Origin of the sequence: Rhodococcus sp. NJ-530 (assembly GCF_003860625.1) — a bacterium.
Taxonomy (GTDB): Bacteria; Actinomycetota; Actinomycetes; order Mycobacteriales; family Mycobacteriaceae; genus Rhodococcus_F; species Rhodococcus_F qingshengii.
This window is the reverse complement of sequence record NZ_CP034152.1, coordinates 4267002-4284941: the sequence shown is the minus strand read 5'-3', so window position 1 is coordinate 4284941 and position 17940 is coordinate 4267002. Positions and strand designations below refer to the sequence as shown.

Genomic DNA, 17940 nt, shown 5'->3' with positions numbered 1-17940 from the left:
GCCGCCACCGACGGACTTCTTGTCGGTGGCGGCGGTCATATTGCGTCGGACACTGGGGGCAGCGTTATAGTTGCCCAGTGCAACACGACGGAGCAATGGCGCTCACCGGTCCACCAGCCGTTCATGACGAGCTGGTGCACCTGACGCGGCAGTTGATGACGGGGGATCGGCATTCCGATGACCACCCGTCGATCGCCCAGCATTCGTTCCTCTCCTTCATCGGCCGCAATGACGGATGCAAGGCCACGGAGATCTCCGAAGTCTTCGGCGTCAACCGCTCGACCATCTCGCGCCAAGTGCGCGGGTGCATCGAGGCAGGCTGGGTATATGCCGATCCGGGATCCGTTCGTCAGGGCAATCCGCTGCACCTCACGGAGGCTGGCCGCAAATACCTCGACGCCGCCGACGCGCGTCGGCTCGACCAAGTCGCCGGCAGGCTGCACGATTGGACCGAGTCCGAGGTCGCAGACTTCGCCCGCGCACTCCACCGCTTCAGAACCAGCATCGAATCGCAGACCAACGGAGATGACACCCTGTGAGTGAGTACAGCGCCAAAGCCCAGTTCACCATCTCCGACAACGAGTCCGTGGTGCACACCGTCTTCACTCACGCCGAGCGCACGCCCGAACTGACGGTGTTCTCCCGCCCCAAGGGCGAGGGTTGGGTAGACGTCACAGCCAAAGAGTTCGCCGAGCAGGTCACCGGCGTCGCAAACGGTCTCATCGCCGCTGGCGTGCAGGCAGGCGACCGCGTCGCACTCCTCTCCGCGACCCGATACGAGTGGACGCTCTTCGACTTCGCCATCTGGGCGGCCGGCGCCGCTACCGTCCCGATCTACGACTCGTCGTCTCAGGGGCAGGTCAGCTGGATCCTCGAAGACTCCGAGGCCGTCATCGCAATCGTCGAAACCGGCGCGCACGAGCAGCTGTTCCAGGACGCGCCAAGCACTCTCAAAGCCGTCATGCAGATCGACGACGGAGCAGTCGAGAAGCTAACCGCACAGGGTGCCGACGTCGACGACACCGAGCTGAAGAAGCGACTCGCGGGCATCAAGGCCGACGATCTGGCGTCACTCGTCTACACCTCCGGCACGACAGGCCGTCCCAAGGGATGCATCCTCACGCACCGCAACTTCCTGTCCGAGGTGCGCGGGATTCTCACGGCATCGATCGGCAAGGTGGCGGTTCCGGGAAACCGAGTCCTGACCTTCCTGCCGCTCGCTCACGTACTGGCCCGCGCGGTGTCCCTCGCGACGTTCGAAGCTGGTGCGTCGCAGGCCCACTGGTCCGACTTTGCCACCATCACAACCCAATTCGAGCGATACAAGCCCAACACCATCCTCGGTGTTCCGCGTGTCTTCGAAAAAGTTCGTGACGGCGCAGCACGCAAGGCGGAGTCCGGTGGAAAGATCCCAGGCGCGATCTTCGCTTTCGCCGAAGCCACCGCCAAGGAATACAGCCAAGCGCTCGACAATGGCGGTCCCTCGCTGATCTTGAAGGCGAAGCACGCAGTGGCAGACAAGCTCGTGTATTCGAAGCTTCGTGAGGCTCTCGGCGGCGAGTGCTGGTTCGCGATCTCCGGCGGCGGCGCCCTGACTCCTGAGCTGGGGCACTTCTTCCGTGGGCTCGGAGTTCCGATCTACGAGGGTTACGGTCTCACTGAAACCACTGCGGCGCACTGCGTCAACGTCCCGGGTGCTCAGAAGATCGGAACCGTCGGACAGCCGATGGGCGGCAACGGGGTTCGCATCGCCGAGGACGGCGAGATCGAACTCAACGGCGGGGTTGTCTTCAAGGGCTACTGGAAGAACGACAAGGCCACCGAAGAGTCGTTTGTCAACGGCTGGATGCGCACCGGGGATCTCGGTGAACTCGACAGCGACGGTTACCTTTCCATCACGGGACGCAAGAAGGATCTACTGGTGACGGCGGGCGGCAAGAACGTCTCGCCCGGCCCGATGGAAGACCGTATCCGTTCACATTCCATCGTCTCGCAGGCAGTCGTCGTCGGTGACGGGAAGACCTACATCACGGCGCTGCTGACCGTCGACCCCGAGGTGTTCGAGAAGTGGAAGGCCGAGAACGGCAAGCCTTCTGGTGCCACCGTCGCCGAACTACGTGACGACAAGGACCTTCGAGCGGAGCTGCAGAAGGCCGTCGACGACGCCAATGCCGCTGTCTCACATGCGGAGTCGATCAAGAAGTTCGTCATTCTCGATCGCGATCTGACCGAGGAAGACGGTGAGATGACAGCGACGCTCAAGATCAAGCGCAATGTCGTCGTCGATCGGTTCTCGAAAGAGATCCAAGGAATGTACGCGAAGAGCTAGGCGCGTTTGGGGAACTGCTCGCGGTAGGCCATCACGTCATCGAGGCGGAACCTGCGGTGGGTGCCGCGTAGTTCGATCGGAAGTTTCCCGGCGTCGGCGAGTTTGCGTACATACGTGTCCGAAACGCCGAGGATCTCTGCTGCCTGCGAGGTGGTGAGGAGCTCTGCGACTGGCCCGAGGGCGACGCTGTCTCCGGCAGCGAGGTAGGTCAGGAGCTGCACGACGGCGTCGCCGACCGACGGCGGAATCTCGATGCTCACGCCGTCGAACACCAGCGAGGTCGTGTCCGTCGAGGTTTCAGCTCTCTGGGCCAGAGCCGTCTTGATCCGCTCGGCAGCGTCGCCGTCGACTGCGGAAACAATGTGGTCGATGCTCACGCGATTATCTCCGATCGAAGGCAGTGTTTCGCAAGCATAGACAGCGACAGTGTCCGTCGGCACGCTGGCTAGCGCCGTGTGCGTTGCATTACATGAGTGCCGTGAGTGGAAAACTATTTACCCACGTAGATCGGAATTCGAAGGGTTTGGCGCCCAAAGATATTCGACTCGACGCATATGTAACTCACCAAATTTGGTGTACCCGCAAGTAACATCCTGAGCGTGGCTAGACGATCGGTAACGGTGAGATTCGACGTAGAGGAACTGAGGGCCCTAGAGACCCTCCAAGAGCTCACGGGCGCGGACATTTCCAGCGTCATTCGTGAAGCTGTGATCGAGCATGCTCGTCGATGCGTTGCACAGGGAAAGCCCCGCGACATCGCCGAGCGACGCAAATCGCTGACCTTGCAGGAAGCCTTCGCCAAGTACTCCGCGTTGTGCACCGACGAGGAGCGGGAAGCGTCGTAGCACATCTGTCGATGCGATGGTGACCGGTTGAGTTCACAGTGATTCTGACTGTGGCGCTGGGTAGTTCGTCCGAGGAATATTACGGCAACAGAAGTGTTGCGTAGACCTCTGACAGGAGCTGGCCAGTGACGGACGTCCTCGAACTCTCCACCGATGTATTGGTGATCGGTGGTGGCCCGCCGGCGCGTGGGCAGCGTTGCGCGCGGCCAAAGCCGGTGCAGACGTCGTCCTGGTCGACAAGGGCTACTGCGGAACGAGCGGCGCAACGGCCCCTCCGGAACGGGTGTTTGGTACGTCGAACCGGATACGACTGCCCGTGAGCGGGCAAAGGCCGGTCGTGAGGCGCTCGGCGGATATCTTGCCGACCACCATTGGATGGACCGCGTCCTCGAGCAGACCTACTCCAACATGGATCTCCTCGCGGTGGAGGGCAGATATCCGTTCCCCGTCGACCCCAGCACGGGCAAGCAGATCCGCACCGGCTTGCAGGGACCTGAGTACATGCGACGGATGCGCACCTGGATTCGTCGAGCCGGAGTGCGGATCCTCGACCATTCGCCGGCACTGGAGTTGTTGGTGGACGGTGAGGGCCGAGTTCGCGGAGTCGCCGGATACCAGCGTCACGAACATCAGGACTACCGCGTCTCGGCAGGCGCGGTAGTGGTCGCCAGCGGAGGTTGTGCGTTTCTGTCCGGTGCGCTGGGCACCAACGTCGATACCGGTGACGGTGCATTGATGGCAGCGGAAGTCGGAGCCGAGTTCTCCGGCATGGAGTTCTCCAACGCGTACGGAATCGCAGCGGCCGGATCGACGATCACCAAGACGGCTTACTACGCGTTCGCAACGTTCTTCCACGCAGACGGAAGAGTGCTCGAAGGGGCCGGTTCGGCGAAGGGGAGGTCCGTCATCGCCAGCACGTTGCGGAACGAGCCCGTCTTCGCGCAGATCGATCGAGCCGACGCTGAGGTGCAGCGTCGAATGAGGCTGGGGCAACCCAACTTCTTCCTGCAATTCGATCGCCGCGGAATCGATCCCTTCACCGACAAATTCGAGGTCGGCATGCTCGCTGAAGGCACGGTGCGCGGCACTGGGGGAATCAACGTCGTCGATGACGATTGCGCGTCATCCGTTCCAGGACTGTTTGCCGCCGGGGACGCTGCGACCCGCGAGCGAATCTGCGGAGGGTTTACCGGCGGGGGAAGTCACAACGCCGCGTGGGCGATGTCTTCTGGTTCGTGGGCGGGAACCGGTGCTGCGCGCTATGCGCTGTCGGTCGGACGTGGGTCTACCAGTGGTCTTCGCGGAGCCGGAACCGTCGGATTGCGTAATCCGGTACGAACCGGGTTTGCTGCCGACGATGTGGTGAAAGCTGCTCAGGCGCAGCTCATTCCCTTCGACAAGAACTACCTCCGCAGCGGTGATCGAGTATCCGCAGCGCTCGGTGAGCTCGAATCGCTGTGGGGTGCAGTGAGTGCGGATCTGGGCGCGGATCCAGCAGGTCGGATGGCGGCGCGGCAGGCTGCCGCGATCACGGCCGTCGGTCGCTGGATGTACCACTCGACGTTGGCGCGGACCGAGACTCGGGGAATGAGCAAGCGTGACGATTATCCCGAACTCGATGGAACGCAGCATCATCACGTTCTCACCGGAGGTTTGGATTCGGTGTGGACCCGAACGTCGGAACCTGTCGGGTCTGCATTGGTGGCGTCATGATCGAGCTGGTGTCCGCGCCTGACTGCATCGGTTGCGACAAGTGCGTAGACGTTTGTCCTACAGATGTTTTCGACCGGACGCCCTCGGGCGTCCCGGTGATTGCGCGCCAATCGGATTGCCAGACCTGCTTCATGTGTGAGGCATATTGCCCGACGGATGCGCTGTATGTGCATCCGCAATCCACACCATTGGAAACGGCCGATGTGATCGAGGACGATCACATCGGCCGCTACCGAGAGAAGATCGGATGGGGCAAGGGGCGGGCACCTGGGTCGCTGACTGCGGTGGGCCCGGAGGTGCCCCGTCCGGTCACGACCTGACGAGAATCTTGACTGCAGTGTCGTTGTGCTCGATCAGAGTGGTGAATCCTTCGGAGATCAATTCTTCGAGCTGAATACGACCGGTGATGAATGGCGCCAGATCGACGACACCGTCCTGGACCATCTTGATGACCGCTTCATGGTCGCGTACGTACGCGATGGTTCCGCGTAGGTCGATTTCCTTGAGGACCAGCTTCTGCATGTCAATGGTCGCGGGCTTGCCCCAAATCGACACGTTGACAACAACTCCAGCAGGCCTGACCGTGTCGAGCATGGTGTCGAGTACTGCGTTGACGCCTGCGCACTCGAAACCGATGTCTGCGCCGATGCCTCCGCTGAGTTCGAGGACGCGCGCTTTGACGTCTTCGGTGGTGGGATCGATGACGTAGTCGGCGACTCCACTGGAGAGGGCCTTGGCTTTGCGGGCCTCGCTGAGTTCGGTGACGATCGTCGTGACACCCAGACCCTTGAGGACTGCCGCAACGAGGAGTCCGATCGGTCCGGCTCCGCCCACGATGGCGACGTTGCCGCTTTCGGCTCCACTGCGTACGACGGCGTGATGGGCGACGCTCAACGGTTCGATGAGAGCTGCCTCGTCGAGCGGGATGTTGCCGATCTTGTGGATCCAGCGACGGTCGACGACGACCTTCTCGCTGAGTCCGCCACCGCCGCCGGCCAAGCCGATGAACCCCATCTTCGTACACAGGTGGTAGTTGCCCGCCTTGCACGGGGCGCACTCGTTGCAGACGAAGTACGGCTCGACGACAACATTTTCACCGACCTCGACGTCCGTGACACCTTCGCCGACCTCTTCGACGGTGCCGGAGAACTCGTGGCCCATCGTGACCGGCGCATTCTCGTGTGAGAGTGGATGCGGGTGGCCCGGTGCGGAGATGAAGATCGGTCCCTCGAGGTACTCGTGGAGATCGGTGCCGCAGATTCCGCACCATGCGACCTTCAGCTTGACTGTTCCTGGCCGCAATTCGGGCTCAGGGATCTCTTCGATCCGGATGTCTTTCTGCCCGTGGAACCGTGCTGCCTTCATTGATCCGCACCTCACTTCGTTGTGAATCCCCTGGTAGATCGACGCTAGGCCGATTATCGGCGTGGGTGAAGGGTTGCAACGGAATGCAATGGGGTGGAACCGATCGGTGCTGGTGAGCGTCCAATACTGTGAGCGGGCCGCGAACGAGGGGGAGTGCTGTGGGAGTGAGGGGTGCAGTGGTCTTGGTCGCGGCCGCGCTGTTGGTTGGGGGTTGTTCCTCGACGGTCGAGGGGCATGCAGTACGAGCCGACGAGGCTGTTGGGCTATTTGACCCTTGTAGCGGCATTAGCGACAGCGCCTTGCGGTATGTCGGCGTTGATCCGGCGACTGAGGAACGCGGGATTCTTGGAGTTCAGATTCCACGATTTGAAATCTGCTCATGGGATGGGACGGGAATTTCGCTGAGCGTCTGGTCAACAGACCACACTCTCGACGAAGTCGAAGCGAACACCAACAATGCCGATGTAAGGGCTGCGAATGTTCATGGCGGCCCTGCTATCAAGTTCGGGCAGCGTGACGATGCGACCGGACAGATTTGCTCAGTAGCTTGGACGACCAATCAGGGGGTGCTGATCGTTCGGATCGCCCCAGATTTCGGTGAGACGCCGATCGACCCGTGTGGCCTCGCGTCGACGATTACCGACAAACTCTTCCCGGAGCTCCCCAGATGAATCGCTCGCTTGATGAAGGTGGTGCTACGCATGAGTTCAAATGAGGACTCCGGGGCCGAGGTTTCGTTCTCGCTGGATCCGGACACGGCGCGATTGCTAGTTACGGCATGCGGCGAATACCAAATGACGTTGGTGCATTTGTCTGTTGCTGCTGCGAAACTGAGTTGGGTTGGTGGTTTAGGGACGCTCGCATCAGGTCGAGCGCTTCAGACGAAGTTCGAGGAGAAGGCCGTCGGTGGCCACGATGCGCTCGTCGATGTGTTGGCGAGTCATATCGCGGTCGTGGAGGCAATGCAGGCTCAGTTTCAAGCCTGCATCGACAACGCATTGGATCAGGAGTCGTCGAACGTCTCGACTTTGAGGTCGGTCGACCTGCCAAATTGAGGCAGCGAAGTGTCGCTGGAGTGTCCGGGCAGCGAATGAGGGGGAGTGCTGTGGGAGTGAGGGGTGCAGTGGTCTTGGTCGCGGCCGCGCTGTTGGTTGGGGGTTGTTCGTCGACGGTCGACGGTGAGGCTTTCCCTGTCGATGTGATTGGGATGTTTGATCCGTGTGAGGTTCTCGGCAATGAGGAATTGGAGAAAGTCGGAGTCGACCCGGCAACAAAAGAGGTTGACATCGTTGACACGCATATCGATGGTTTCAACATTTGCTCGTGGAACGGTGGGTGGTACTTCTTGTCTCTGACATCGACCGATCATCCGCTCGTAGAGGTCGAACAGAATCCAGTCATGCGCGACCTTCATCGAGCCCAAATCGCCGGGCGCGAAGTCCTGATATACCAGGAACGCAATGACAAAACAGATTCTGCTTGCAACGTCGCGTTCGCGACCTCTCAATCCACCGCGGTGATCCGCGTCGGCGCCAAGGTCGGTGCGGCGCGCGCCGAGACGCCGTGCACGCTGGTGGAACGAATTGCCGAGACAGTGATTCCATTGCTCCCGTGACAGCGGTCCTGATTGCAGCTACACCCTCGAACACAGGAGTCACATGTCGAATTTGTATCTTGATGCCAAAGTCGCCGGCGAGCTGATCACGGCTTGCGCTGAACTCCGCGCGCAGTTCGAGGCAGCACTGAACTCCGCCGCACTACTCGGTCAATTGACAGGGTTCGGAACCCTAGGATCCGCACAGGCACTACAGGCTAAGTTCGAGGAGAAGGCCGTCGGTGGCCACGATGCGCTCGTCGATGTGTTGGCGAGTCATATCGCGGTCGTGGAGGCAATGCAGGCTCAGTTTCAAGCCTGCATCGACAACGCATTGGATCAGGAGTCGTCGAACGTCTCGACTTTGAGGTCGATCGACCAACCGAACTGAGTCAGTGGATGTGTTGCTGCCAATCGGCCGGGACACGACCCTTAGGCCCCGGCGTCGGCTGATCTACGGGATGTGAAGTGGGCGCAGCCAATTCAGGTCCGTCGTACGCCTCGTTGGTTTCGAAGCTCCAGAACCAATCCTCACCGGGTTCGTAGCTCTGCATGAACGGATGCTTTGTCGAGGCCGCATGCTTGCTCGCGTGCTGTGACGGTGAGGAGTCGCAACACCCCACGTGACCGCATTGCGCGCATCGACGCAGGTGCACCCACCAACCGCCGCTCGCATCGCATTCAACGCATCCCGCGCCACTGGGCGGCACACTCGGATCGATCCCCGCTGGAAGTCCGTCGGTCATGGTCCACCCTCTCGCTGACTGAAGTCGGTCATTTCATCGTGCGCTTTGCCTACCGGCCGTGCAAGGTGGCTAGTCGTCGCGCGTATCCCGCGGTGGGCCCGCGATGGGCAGCAAAACTCTGAACCGGGTGTTACCGGGCTCCGACGTGACCCGAAGCTCACCACGATGCTTGCCGACCACAATTCGCCACGAAATATCAAGGCCGAGACCGGTTCCCTCACCAACAGGCTTAGTCGTGAAGAAGGGTTCGAAGATCCTGTCGATGACGTCATCGGGAATCCCGGCGCCGGTGTCGCAGATCTCGATGCACACGCGGTCGCCATCGCGGCTTGTCCGAACGGTGAGTGTTCCCGATCCGTCCATGGCAGACACCGCATTGTCGATCAGGTTGGTCCACACCTGATTGAGTTCGGCGGCGTAGGCGTCGATCGGTGGCAGCGCGAGGTCGTATTCCTTGACGACTTCGATTCCGCTTCCGATCTTTTGCCCCAACATGATCAACGTGCTGTCGAGCAATTCGTGGACATCGATGGTCTGGAAGGGAGCGCGGTCCATCTGAGAATACTGTTTCGCCGCACCGACGAGCGTCGAGATTCTCGTTGTGGAGTCGGCGATCTCGTTCATCAGGAGTTCGGATTCGATGGTGTAATTCAGCCAGCGAATTGCGCCTTCTAGCACCGACTCGTCTACGGCTGCAGCAACATTCTCGAGCCAAGCGGTGTCGAGACCAGCCTGCACGAAGGTCGGAGCCAGATCCCAACCCTCTCGAATCGAATGATCTTCGAACCATTCACCCAACGAATCCTCTCGATCCGAGGCTTCGAGGGGAGTGAGCGTCGGCGCCTTGGCGACAACCTCTGCAACTTCCTCTTGAAGTCGCATGAGAGTGACGAGGGCATCGCGGTCGTAGGTGCCCGATGCGACCATTCCCAGTTTGTGACGCATGCCTGCGACACGCTCGCGCAAAGAGGCTGTCGCTCGAACCGCCGCGGCTGCAGGGTTATTGAGCTCGTGAGTCAACCCGGCCGACAGTGATCCGAGTGCAAGGAGTCGCTCTCGCTGATCGATGATCTGCTGAGTGTTCTTCTTGCCGAAGAAAACACCTTCGAGTAGATGAACCGCCATTGGAAACCACTCGCGCATCGCGTTGCCGAACTTGTCGGCGTCCAGGACGAAAAACGTCGAAGGAGTCGTCACTCGCATCGACCCCGCGTAGACCTGCGGTACACGATCGCCGAGATACGCCGTCCAGCCTCCCGAGTAGACGCCGCGCTGGGTGGTCCTGTTGATCTCGATGTCTTCGCCGCCCGACAGCTTGGACAGCACCACCTCGCCCTCGATGAGGACGTAGAAGCAGGTGGCAGGCTCACCTTCGAGGTAGACCTGACCTCGATCGATCTCGGTGATATGACCTGCCTGGCACAGTGATTCGAGCTGATCGTCGGTGAGCTTCTCGAACAGGAACAGGGTGCGAAGCAAGTCTGGGCTGCATTCAGGAATGGACATCGAATCTCCCTATTGTTGAGCGAGATAGCGGTGGACGAACATCACGGCCATCGCGCCCTCTCCGACGGCCGACGCGACGCGCTTGGCCGATTCGGCGTGTACGTCCCCGGCGACAAACACTCCGGGGACACTGGTTTCGAGATGATGTGGTGCGCGGTCGAGCGGCCACCCGTCCGGGGTGACGCCTTCGGACGGAAGGTCCGGGCCGGCAAGAACGAAGCCATTCCCATCGCGGACCACCACGTCGCCGAGCCAGTCGGTGAGGGGAGCGGCTCCGATGAAGATGAACAACCACTGAGCATCGACGGTGTCTTCTTCTCCGGTGGCTCTGTTACGCAGTGTGATTCGTTCGAGGTGATCGTCACCCTCAGCGCCAACTACCTCCGTGCACGTGCGCACGGTGATCTTCGGATTCTTTTCGATCTGCTGAATCAGGTAGTAGGACATCGAGGCTTCGAGCGAGTTGCCGCGAATGAGAATGGTGACGGACCTAGCTCCGCGGGAGAGATAGACCGCAGCTTGGCCTGCCGAATTGGCGCCGCCGACTATGTACACATCTTGTTCGCTGCACCGAGCGGCTTCGGTGACGGCTGACCCGTAGTAGACCCCTCGGCCGGTGTATGTATCGAGCCCCGGCGCCGACAGTTGGCGATAGGAAACACCTGTCGCCAAGATGACCGAATGGGCGTCGACCGACGAACCGTCGTCGAAACGCACGGTGCGGGCCGAGCCGTTGATTTCCAAACCGGTGACGTCTCGCGCGGTGATGACCTCGGCGCCGAACTTGGTTGCCTGGCGTCTTGCGCGATCGGCCAACTGTGCGCCGGAAACTCCGTCGGGGAAGCCGAGGTAGTTCTCGATTCGTGAACTCTGGCCGGCCTGACCGCCGGTCGCTCGCCGTTCGATGAGGACCGTCCGAAGTCCCTCCGAAGCGCCGTACAGGGCAGCTCCCAGACCCGCAGGGCCGCCGCCGATGACAACGAGATCGTAAAAGTCTTCGGAGAGAGTAGTACTCAACCCGAGCTTGTCGGCGAGTTCGGCGTCGGTGGGCTCGACGAGTACATCTCCATTGGGTGCGATGACGACGGGAAGCCGCAGTTCGTCGGTACCGGCAGCCGAGAGCAGTCGTTGGCCTTCCGGCTCGTCCGACATGTACCAGCGATAGGCAAGTTGGTTGCGTGCCAAGAACTCTCGAACGTCGGAGGATCGCTCGGACCAACGATGGCCGATCACCTTTGTTTCCTCGGCGGGGTGATGACTCGAGCTTGCCCAGGCATCGAGCAGCGCATCGATGACGGGGTACAGCTTCTCTTCCGGGGGATCCCACGGCTTGAGGAGGTAGTGGTCGAGGTCAACGACGTTGATGGCGTCGATCGCAGCATCAGTATCGGCGTACGCGGTCAGTAGAACGCGCCGAGCTACGGGATACAGGTCCATTGCCTGTTCGAGGAACTCGATTCCACTCAAACCAGGCATGCGGTAATCGGCGACGATCACAGCGACTGCATCGCCGCGAAGTTTCATTTCACGCAAGGTTTCGAGAGCCTGGTCGCCGGACTCCGCGCGAATGATTCGGTACTTCTCGCCGTACCGTTTGCGAAGGTCTCGAACGACGGCACGCGAAACACCAGGATCGTCGTCGACGCTGAGGATCGCTGGTTTGGCCGGGGCTTTCGGTGCGCTCACTCGGTGCCTTCCCGAAGTCGTAGTCAACCTCTCCAGTATGCGACTGCTGAGCTGAGCGTCAATCGCTGACGATGCGCTCTGAGTGAACCGGCGAACCTGAACTGGGAATTTCGGGACTGTAAGAACAACGGTGTAACTCTGAAAGGAGATACGCCACTATGACTGACGTGATTGAACGTGAGACAGAGACGAACTCGGCTCAGCCGGGTATCAGCGATGCGCGGCTCAAAGAGCTGGTCGAGCAGGCGCGAGCCGAAGGGCTGCAGTTGACCGGAGATGGTGGATTGCTGTCGAAGCTGACCAAGCTAGTCGTGGAGTCCGCGCTCGAAGGCGAGATGGACGACCACCTCGGATACGGCAAGAGCGACCCGGCAGGGAGGGGCAGCGGCAACTCCCGCAACGGCAGACGAGCCAAGAACGTGTTGACCGAGGCCGGCCCGGTCGAACTCGAGGTGCCCCGTGACCGGGATTCCTCCTTCGAGCCGAAGATCGTGGCCAAGCGGCAGCGTCGGCTCTCAGGCGTGGAGGACATGGTGATCTCATTGTCGGCCAAGGGTTTGACGACCGGTGAGATCGCTGCACACCTGGCCGAGGTGTACGGAGCTGATGTGTCCAAGCAGACGATCTCGACGATCACCGAGCGGGTGATGGAAGGCATGGCCGAGTGGCAGAACCGGCCGTTGGATCCTGTGTACCCGGTGTTGTTCATCGACTGCATCCACGTCAAGATCCGCGAGGGCAACGTCGCTAACCGGCCGATCTACGTCGCGATGGGGGTGACTGTCGACGGCACCCGCGACATCCTCGGACTGTGGGTCGGTGAGCACGGCGACGGGGAGGGAGCGAAGTACTGGCTTCGGGTGTTGTCCGAGCTGAAAAACCGTGGTGTGCAAGATGTTCTGATCGTCGTGTGCGATGGTCTCAAGCATCTACCCGACTCGATCGAGCAAGTGTGGCCACAGACCATCGTGCAGACTTGTGTGGTCCATCTTCTCCGTAACACCTACGCCTATGCCTCCCGCAAGGACTGGTCCGAGATCGCCAAGGACCTCAAACCCGTCTACACGGCTCCGTCGGAGCAGGCCGCGCTCGACCGATTCGCAGAGTTCAGTGACAAATGGGAGAAACGCTATCCCGCGATCATCAGGCTCTGGACTAACGCCTGGGCTGAGTTCGTGCCGTTCCTACAATTCGACAACGCCATCCGGCAGGTCATTTACACGACCAACGCCATCGAGAGTGTCAACGCTCGAATCCGCAGGGCTGTCAAGGCCCGTGGACACTTTCCGACCGAGGCCGCGGCCTTGAAATGCGTGTATCTGGCCATCATGAGCCTCGATCCCAAAGGCACCGCCCGCAGGCGCTGGTCCAACCGATGGAAGGCAGCACTGAATGCCTTCGAGATAACGTTCGACGGACGGCTGTCTGCCGGACGAAAGTAGTTAGAAACCAATCAATTACACCGTTTTCTGGACAGACCCGGAATTTCAAGATTGCGGGAACCGATCGAGCCTCCGGTGCATCCAATACAGTGGGTCCACATCAACGGGGGGTGTCATGCGGGGGTCGGTGGGGGTTGGGCGACTGCTCATGGCTGGGGTGTTGGTGTGGGCTGCGGCAGGATGCAGCTCAGTCGTGGAGGGGGCGGCTGAGCCTGCATCCGGCCAAGAGGGATTGTTCGATCCGTGCAAGGACATTCCGGACTCGGTTCTGGAGGAAGTGGGGCTTGATCCGGCTACCGAGGAAGCTGGTGCGGCGGGCGTGGAGCAGCCAGGATGGAAGATCTGTGGGTGGAGCGGGTCCTGGTATTTCTTGACCGTGTATTCATCGTCGTACACCGTCGACGATGTTCGACGGAATCCTGATTTCCGAGGTTTCGAGGAACTCACTGTCGGTGGGCGGCGTGGTATCGAGTATCAGCGCGTCGACGACGAGGACAACAATGGTTGCTACCTTGCTTTCTCGGTCGAACACGGCTCAATCTGGTTCAACGTAGAACGAAAGCTGTCTGAGGCTCGGCAAGAGTCCAGTTGTGTTGTTGTGCAGCGTCTGTCGGTCAATCTTGAACCGACGCTACCGAAATGAGGTCTCGGTGAGTGGGTCTGATCGAAGCAATGGGTCTGACGACTCGCGACTGGAAGTTGAGCCAGACATCGCACGTGATGTGGTTGCGGCATGCGAAGGGTTTCTTGGCGAACTCGATCAGATGCGCAGAAATCTGTTCGTGATTGCGAATGTTTCTGGAATGGGAACGCTCCAATCTGGAATCAACCTGGCCGAGAAGTTCTCCAAGAAAGCTAAGGATGGTGAAGATTCGTTGGAGAAGTCATTGAACAGCCACATCCAGGTGGTCACCGAGATGCGGGACTTCTTCCAACAATGCGTCGACCGCTACGGCGAAGTCGACGACTCGAATGCCTCCGCACTGGCAAGCGTCGAGACCCCTCGATAGACACAAAAAATCTCGCTGAGTCGATGGCATTCGACTCAGCGAGACTTGGGTAACGACTAGCTGGTGGGCAGGGCCTTCAACGACTTGACGGTGGCGTCGACCGCGCGAGCAGCCTCGGCGCCCTTCTTCACGAAATGCGTGCTGAAGTAGTCGACGTGCTCGGCGTGCTCGTGGAAGTGATGCGGCGTCAAGACCACCGAGAAGACCGGAACGTCGGTGTCGAGCTGCACGCGCATCAGACCGTCGATGACAGCCGTTGCCACGAAGTCATGCCGGTAGATACCGCCGTCGACGACCAGACCTGCGGCAACGATCGCCTGGTAGCGGCCGGTCTTGGCCAACCGCCGAGCATGCAGCGGGATCTCGAAAGCTCCCGGTACCTCGAAGAAATCAACCGTGTCCTTGGGGTAGCCGAGCTCGACGATCGCGTCGGTGAATCCGTCGCGTGCACGGTCGACGATGTTGCGATGCCACGTCGCCTGAATGAACGCGATGCGCTGTCCCTGGATCTCACTCATAACCATGAAACTAGCGCACTGGGAAGCATCGACGCGACCACCCGTCCTAGTCCTGCTGACGGGGGAAGGCGGTCGAACGACCCCAGCCGGCGTCATTGGTGAGGTGCTCGAGGAGAGGCTGAATTCGATACGGAAGGGGATTGGTCAGAGCGATGGTCGTGGTCGAATGCGTGACGCCTGGAAGTGACACGATCTGCTCGGCCAACTTCTGCAGGGCCGCGTGCGTCGAGGTGGCGACGCGAACGAGCAAATCCTCGCGACCGGTCGTCGCGTGAATTTCGATCACCTCGGGCAACTCGGTCAGACTCCGCGCGACTGCGCTGATCTTGCCCTGCTCGAGTTCCAGACCGACAAATGCCTGAATCGGGATACCGACCTCGGGGAGATTGAGATTCGGCCGAAACCCGGTGAGAAGTCCGTTGGATTCCATGCGCTTCATTCGCGACTGGACGGTGTTGCGGGCGACGCCCAACGAGTTGGCCAACTCGGCCACACTCATCCTCGAGTCCTTGCTGAGCAGACCGAGCAACTGGACGTCGAGCTTGTCGATGCTGAGCACTTTGTGAACCTCTCCTCAGTGATATGAGTCACTGGATGATCGAATTGACTAGTTCAAGAGATTTGCATTGACCAAATCGTAACTCAGGCAGAGCATTGGTTCCACGAATTGCTCAGCGGGATTCTCTTTGGGTTATTTGTCCCTAATAGTACCCAATGGCCAATTCGTCCCAATATTTCGACTGCGCCCCGTTTATCCTTCGGAAAGGTCTATCCCACAATGACTCTCACCGCCGAGCCCGTGAACTCCGTTGTTTCCCATGACGACACTGCGGGCGTGTTCGATCGCGCCGACTACCTGCGCGATTACCCCACGAGCAGGTGAGCTTCTTCCAGGATCCCGCGAGCGGCCTCAAGGCCATCGTCGCCATCCACTCCACGACGCTCGGCCCCGCGCTCGGCGGAACGCGCTTCTACCCGTACTCCGACGAATCCGCCGCAGTCACAGACGTTTTGCGCCTCTCGCGCGGCATGACCTACAAGGCTGCGGTTGCCGGCGTCGACCTCGGCGGCGGCAAGGCTGTCATCATCGGCGACCCCGCAACGGCCAAGACCGACGAATTGCTCGGCGCCTACGCAAAATTCGTCCAGACCCTCGGCGGCCGCTACATCACCGCTGGTGACGTCGGAACCAACTCCAACGATCTCGACATCATCGGTCGTAACACCGACTACGTCGTCGGCCGCAACGCCACGGTCGGCGGTTCCGGCGACAGCGCTCCGATGACGGCCCTCGGCGTATTCCAGTCGATGCGCGCCGCGGCACAGTCGCATTGGGGCACTCCGTCGCTCGCAGGCAAGACTGTTGGTGTCGAAGGCACAGGCAAGGTCGGCTACGAGCTGATCAAGCTCCTCCTCGCAGACGGCGCAACCGTTCTCGCGACCGACGTCAACGCCGCAGCGCTCGACCGTGTCAAGGCTGACTTCCCGCAGGTGAGCATCGTCGACAGCATCATCGACGCCGATCTCGACGTTTACGCACCCTGCGCGATGGGCGCAACCCTCACAGACACGACCGCACGCTCGATCAAGGCCGAGGTTGTCTGCGGCGCTGCCAACAACCAGCTCACCGTCCCCGAGGTCGAGAACATCCTCCGCGACCGCGGCATCACCTGGACCCCTGACTACGTGGCGAACGGCGGCGGCCTCATCCAGGTCGCCGGCGAGCTGAAGGGCAACTCGGCCGAAGAGGTCAAGCTCAAGGTCGAGAAGATCTTCGACACGGTCACCGAGATCTTCGCGAAGTCGAAGAAGGACGGAATCCTCGCCGGCGAGGCTGCTGACGCGGTCGTCGAGGCTCGGATCGCCGAGGCAGCTCGCGTCGCCAAGGGCTGACATCCCTCTCGCAGTCATGTAGCGCGGCCGGTCCCGACTAGTGTGGACACCAGACGAGCAGATTTTGCAGATCTGGACCACATCAGCCGGTAGACCGGCCGCTATGCGTCGGACGCCGGAAGGGCTTACATGACTGAACAATTCGCTGTGTGGACCGAGAACGACGCCGAGCAATCGGCCCGTTGGGGTTCGACGAGCAACGCCCCGGCGCCCAAGCGCATCGTCGTCGCCGACGACACGATGAAGGCCGACGACGCCTATCGCTTGGCATGCGAAGGCACGGCGTTGTTGTGGCGCGGAGATTTTCAGAACGCTCGCCAACTGTCGAAGGCCGTCGCGTCGCGCATCGACCGCAAGCCGCGCCGAGCGTCCGACGACCCAGCCAAAGCCTTCCATCTCCACCGGCAGACCCAAGGACGCCGCGCGCAGATCCTCGGCATGCTGCTCATTCCCTTGGATGCAGATCTGTCGATTCCACTCCGGCGAGCCCCGGACGCGCAAGTCGCGTTGACCGAAGCTTTCGGGATTACCGGTGAGCCTTCGGTTCGCTCGTTGCGTGACATCCTCGGCGCGATCGGCGCTCACGAGTGGCACCGCAAAGGTGTTTTCATCGAGGCTCTCGACGCACGAGTGCATCCCGCCTTCGGAGTGTTCTCACCCGTCCGCGGGGAGTATGTCGATCTTGTCGCGTCTGCGCCACTGCCGTCGACGGAATCGGCTTTCGACATCGGCACCGGCACCGGCGTTCTTGCTGCCGTACTGGCGCAGCGCGGTGTCAAGGCAGTGACGGCCACCGACCAGGACCCCCGGGCACTGCAATGCGCTCGTAGCAACCTCTCGCGGCTTGGCTACGGCGATCAGGTGACCGTGGTGGAAGCAGACCTCTTTCCCGAAGGCACCGCTCCGTTGGTGGTCTGCAATCCTCCCTGGATTCCGGCCAAGGCCACCTCGCCCATCGAATACGCCGTCTACGACCCCGCTGGAGCGATGCTGAAGGGCTTCCTGACTGGTGTCGCAGCGCATCTGGACGACGGGGGAGAAGCGTGGCTGATCCTCTCGGACATTGCCGAACACCTCGGTCTCCGAACGCGATCCGAACTACACGACCTGATTGCGGCCGGTGGACTCACTGTTGTCGATCGCATGGACGTCAAACCGACGCACGCAAAGGTCAGTGACCGAACCGATGCGCTTCACGCCGCCCGGGCACGAGAGACGACCTCGCTCTGGCGGCTTCGCCGTCGCTGAATTCATTCTCAGTCAGCGGTATTTCCTTGCCATGAAATGGTAATG

At 60.8% G+C, this 17940-nt stretch carries 19 protein-coding genes and 2 pseudogenes; 14 read left to right on the top strand and 7 right to left on the bottom strand.

What is annotated here, in order from left to right; all coding sequences use genetic code 11:
* Positions 1–77 precede the first annotated feature (77 nt).
* A complete protein-coding gene (locus EHW12_RS19960) occupies positions 78–539 on the top strand; it encodes a MarR family winged helix-turn-helix transcriptional regulator (protein WP_080726576.1) in 462 nt (153 codons plus the stop codon).
* Positions 536–2329, top strand: coding sequence for a long-chain fatty acid--CoA ligase (locus EHW12_RS19955; RefSeq protein WP_125051541.1), 1794 nt, complete (start codon positions 536–538; stop codon positions 2327–2329). Before EHW12_RS19960 ends, EHW12_RS19955 begins: the two co-directional genes overlap by 4 nt.
* Here the strand turns inward: EHW12_RS19955 and EHW12_RS19950 are convergent.
* Entirely contained in the window at positions 2326–2655 is a 330-nt protein-coding gene (locus EHW12_RS19950) for a helix-turn-helix domain-containing protein (protein WP_320443258.1), read from the bottom strand. The genes EHW12_RS19955 and EHW12_RS19950 overlap by 4 nt on opposite strands.
* A 273-nt stretch (positions 2656–2928) precedes the next feature.
* On the opposite strand from EHW12_RS19950, the gene EHW12_RS19945 reads away from it, so the two are divergent.
* From EHW12_RS19945 to EHW12_RS19935, 3 genes and pseudogenes are all read left to right on the top strand, one after another.
* Positions 2929–3174: a hypothetical protein gene (locus EHW12_RS19945; RefSeq protein ID WP_020908376.1), complete on the top strand. Its 246-nt coding sequence runs from the start codon at positions 2929–2931 to the stop codon at positions 3172–3174.
* 125 nt (positions 3175–3299) lie between these two features.
* Positions 3300–4887: pseudogene (locus EHW12_RS19940) on the top strand (FAD-binding protein).
* Complete coding sequence (locus EHW12_RS19935; RefSeq protein ID WP_007726052.1) at positions 4884–5207, top strand: ferredoxin family protein; 324 nt, start codon at positions 4884–4886, stop codon at positions 5205–5207. The pseudogene EHW12_RS19940 and the gene EHW12_RS19935 overlap by 4 nt, the downstream one beginning before the upstream one ends.
* Here the strand turns inward: EHW12_RS19935 and EHW12_RS19930 are convergent.
* Entirely contained in the window at positions 5197–6252 is a 1056-nt protein-coding gene (locus EHW12_RS19930) for a 2,3-butanediol dehydrogenase (RefSeq protein WP_003941279.1), read from the bottom strand. The genes EHW12_RS19935 and EHW12_RS19930 overlap by 11 nt on opposite strands.
* 176 nt (positions 6253–6428) lie before the next feature.
* Here EHW12_RS19930 and EHW12_RS19925 point away from each other — a divergent pair, with 176 nt between their 5' ends.
* The 4 genes from EHW12_RS19925 (at position 6429) to EHW12_RS19910 (ending at position 8237) form a co-directional block, all read left to right on the top strand.
* Positions 6429–6923, top strand: a complete 495-nt coding sequence (locus EHW12_RS19925) for a DUF3558 domain-containing protein (protein ID WP_065455820.1) — start codon at positions 6429–6431, stop codon at positions 6921–6923.
* A gap of 30 nt (positions 6924–6953) precedes the next feature.
* On the top strand, positions 6954–7307 hold the full coding sequence (locus EHW12_RS35385; RefSeq protein WP_241199004.1) for a hypothetical protein: 354 nt from the start codon (positions 6954–6956) through the stop codon (positions 7305–7307).
* A 68-nt stretch (positions 7308–7375) separates the two neighbouring features.
* Positions 7376–7867 (top strand): DUF3558 domain-containing protein, encoded by a 492-nt coding sequence (locus tag EHW12_RS19915; protein WP_241199182.1) that lies wholly within the window; start codon positions 7376–7378, stop codon positions 7865–7867.
* A gap of 43 nt (positions 7868–7910) precedes the next feature.
* Positions 7911–8237, top strand: coding sequence for a hypothetical protein (locus EHW12_RS19910; protein ID WP_054827361.1), 327 nt, complete (start codon positions 7911–7913; stop codon positions 8235–8237).
* 1 nt (position 8238) lies between these two features.
* On the opposite strand, the gene EHW12_RS19905 is transcribed toward EHW12_RS19910, so the two are convergent.
* The 3 genes from EHW12_RS19905 to EHW12_RS19895 all read right to left on the bottom strand — a co-directional run bounded on the left by EHW12_RS19905 (position 8239) and on the right by EHW12_RS19895 (position 11784).
* Positions 8239–8592, bottom strand: a complete 354-nt coding sequence (locus tag EHW12_RS19905) for a UBP-type zinc finger domain-containing protein (protein WP_003941317.1) — start codon at positions 8590–8592, stop codon at positions 8239–8241.
* Between the two features lie 69 nt (positions 8593–8661).
* On the bottom strand, positions 8662–10098 hold the full coding sequence (locus EHW12_RS19900; RefSeq protein WP_003941311.1) for an ATP-binding protein: 1437 nt from the start codon (positions 10096–10098) through the stop codon (positions 8662–8664).
* A 9-nt stretch (positions 10099–10107) separates the two neighbouring features.
* Positions 10108–11784: an FAD-dependent oxidoreductase gene (locus tag EHW12_RS19895; RefSeq protein ID WP_007726067.1), complete on the bottom strand. Its 1677-nt coding sequence runs from the start codon at positions 11782–11784 to the stop codon at positions 10108–10110.
* A 158-nt stretch (positions 11785–11942) separates the two neighbouring features.
* On the opposite strand from EHW12_RS19895, the gene EHW12_RS19890 reads away from it, so the two are divergent.
* From EHW12_RS19890 to EHW12_RS19880, 3 genes are all read left to right on the top strand, one after another.
* Positions 11943–13226 (top strand): IS256 family transposase, encoded by a 1284-nt coding sequence (locus EHW12_RS19890; RefSeq protein WP_075832375.1) that lies wholly within the window; start codon positions 11943–11945, stop codon positions 13224–13226.
* A 115-nt stretch (positions 13227–13341) separates the two neighbouring features.
* Complete coding sequence (locus tag EHW12_RS19885) at positions 13342–13869, top strand: DUF3558 domain-containing protein (RefSeq protein WP_230793354.1); 528 nt, start codon at positions 13342–13344, stop codon at positions 13867–13869.
* A gap of 160 nt (positions 13870–14029) precedes the next feature.
* Positions 14030–14236 (top strand): hypothetical protein, encoded by a 207-nt coding sequence (locus EHW12_RS19880; RefSeq protein ID WP_230793355.1) that lies wholly within the window; start codon positions 14030–14032, stop codon positions 14234–14236.
* 56 nt (positions 14237–14292) lie between these two features.
* Here EHW12_RS19880 and EHW12_RS19875 read toward each other — a convergent pair whose 3' ends face one another.
* Together EHW12_RS19875 and EHW12_RS19870 are read right to left on the bottom strand one after the other, a co-directional pair.
* Positions 14293–14754, bottom strand: a complete 462-nt coding sequence (locus tag EHW12_RS19875) for a 6,7-dimethyl-8-ribityllumazine synthase (RefSeq protein WP_003941401.1) — start codon at positions 14752–14754, stop codon at positions 14293–14295.
* Between the two features lie 46 nt (positions 14755–14800).
* Positions 14801–15313, bottom strand: coding sequence for an Lrp/AsnC family transcriptional regulator (locus EHW12_RS19870; RefSeq protein ID WP_003941343.1), 513 nt, complete (start codon positions 15311–15313; stop codon positions 14801–14803).
* Positions 15314–15532: 219 nt separating this feature from the next.
* On the opposite strand from EHW12_RS19870, the pseudogene EHW12_RS19865 reads away from it, so the two are divergent.
* Together EHW12_RS19865 and EHW12_RS19860 are read left to right on the top strand one after the other, a co-directional pair.
* A pseudogene (locus EHW12_RS19865) lies at positions 15533–16647 on the top strand (Glu/Leu/Phe/Val dehydrogenase dimerization domain-containing protein).
* Between the two features lie 129 nt (positions 16648–16776).
* On the top strand, positions 16777–17895 hold the full coding sequence (locus tag EHW12_RS19860) for a class I SAM-dependent methyltransferase (protein ID WP_003941398.1): 1119 nt from the start codon (positions 16777–16779) through the stop codon (positions 17893–17895).
* Positions 17896–17940: the final 45 nt, after the last annotated feature.

Excerpts from the sequence above, each read along its gene's own strand:
- EHW12_RS19905 (WP_003941317.1), bottom strand. The coding sequence starts at position 8,592 with ATGACCGACGGACTTCCAGCGGGGATCGATCCGAGTGTGCCGCCCAGT.
- EHW12_RS19890 (WP_075832375.1), top strand. The coding sequence starts at position 11,943 with ATGACTGACGTGATTGAACGTGAGACAGAGACGAACTCGGCTCAGCCG.
- EHW12_RS19910 (WP_054827361.1), top strand. The coding sequence starts at position 7,911 with ATGTCGAATTTGTATCTTGATGCCAAAGTCGCCGGCGAGCTGATCACG.
- EHW12_RS35385 (WP_241199004.1), top strand. The coding sequence starts at position 6,954 with ATGAGTTCAAATGAGGACTCCGGGGCCGAGGTTTCGTTCTCGCTGGAT.
- EHW12_RS19875 (WP_003941401.1), bottom strand. The coding sequence starts at position 14,754 with ATGAGTGAGATCCAGGGACAGCGCATCGCGTTCATTCAGGCGACGTGG.
- EHW12_RS19885 (WP_230793354.1), top strand. The coding sequence starts at position 13,342 with ATGCGGGGGTCGGTGGGGGTTGGGCGACTGCTCATGGCTGGGGTGTTG.
- EHW12_RS19880 (WP_230793355.1), top strand. The coding sequence starts at position 14,030 with ATGGGAACGCTCCAATCTGGAATCAACCTGGCCGAGAAGTTCTCCAAG.
- EHW12_RS19930 (WP_003941279.1), bottom strand. The coding sequence starts at position 6,252 with ATGAAGGCAGCACGGTTCCACGGGCAGAAAGACATCCGGATCGAAGAG.
- EHW12_RS19935 (WP_007726052.1), top strand. The coding sequence starts at position 4,884 with ATGATCGAGCTGGTGTCCGCGCCTGACTGCATCGGTTGCGACAAGTGC.
- EHW12_RS19900 (WP_003941311.1), bottom strand. The coding sequence starts at position 10,098 with ATGTCCATTCCTGAATGCAGCCCAGACTTGCTTCGCACCCTGTTCCTG.
- EHW12_RS19860 (WP_003941398.1), top strand. The coding sequence starts at position 16,777 with ATGACTGAACAATTCGCTGTGTGGACCGAGAACGACGCCGAGCAATCG.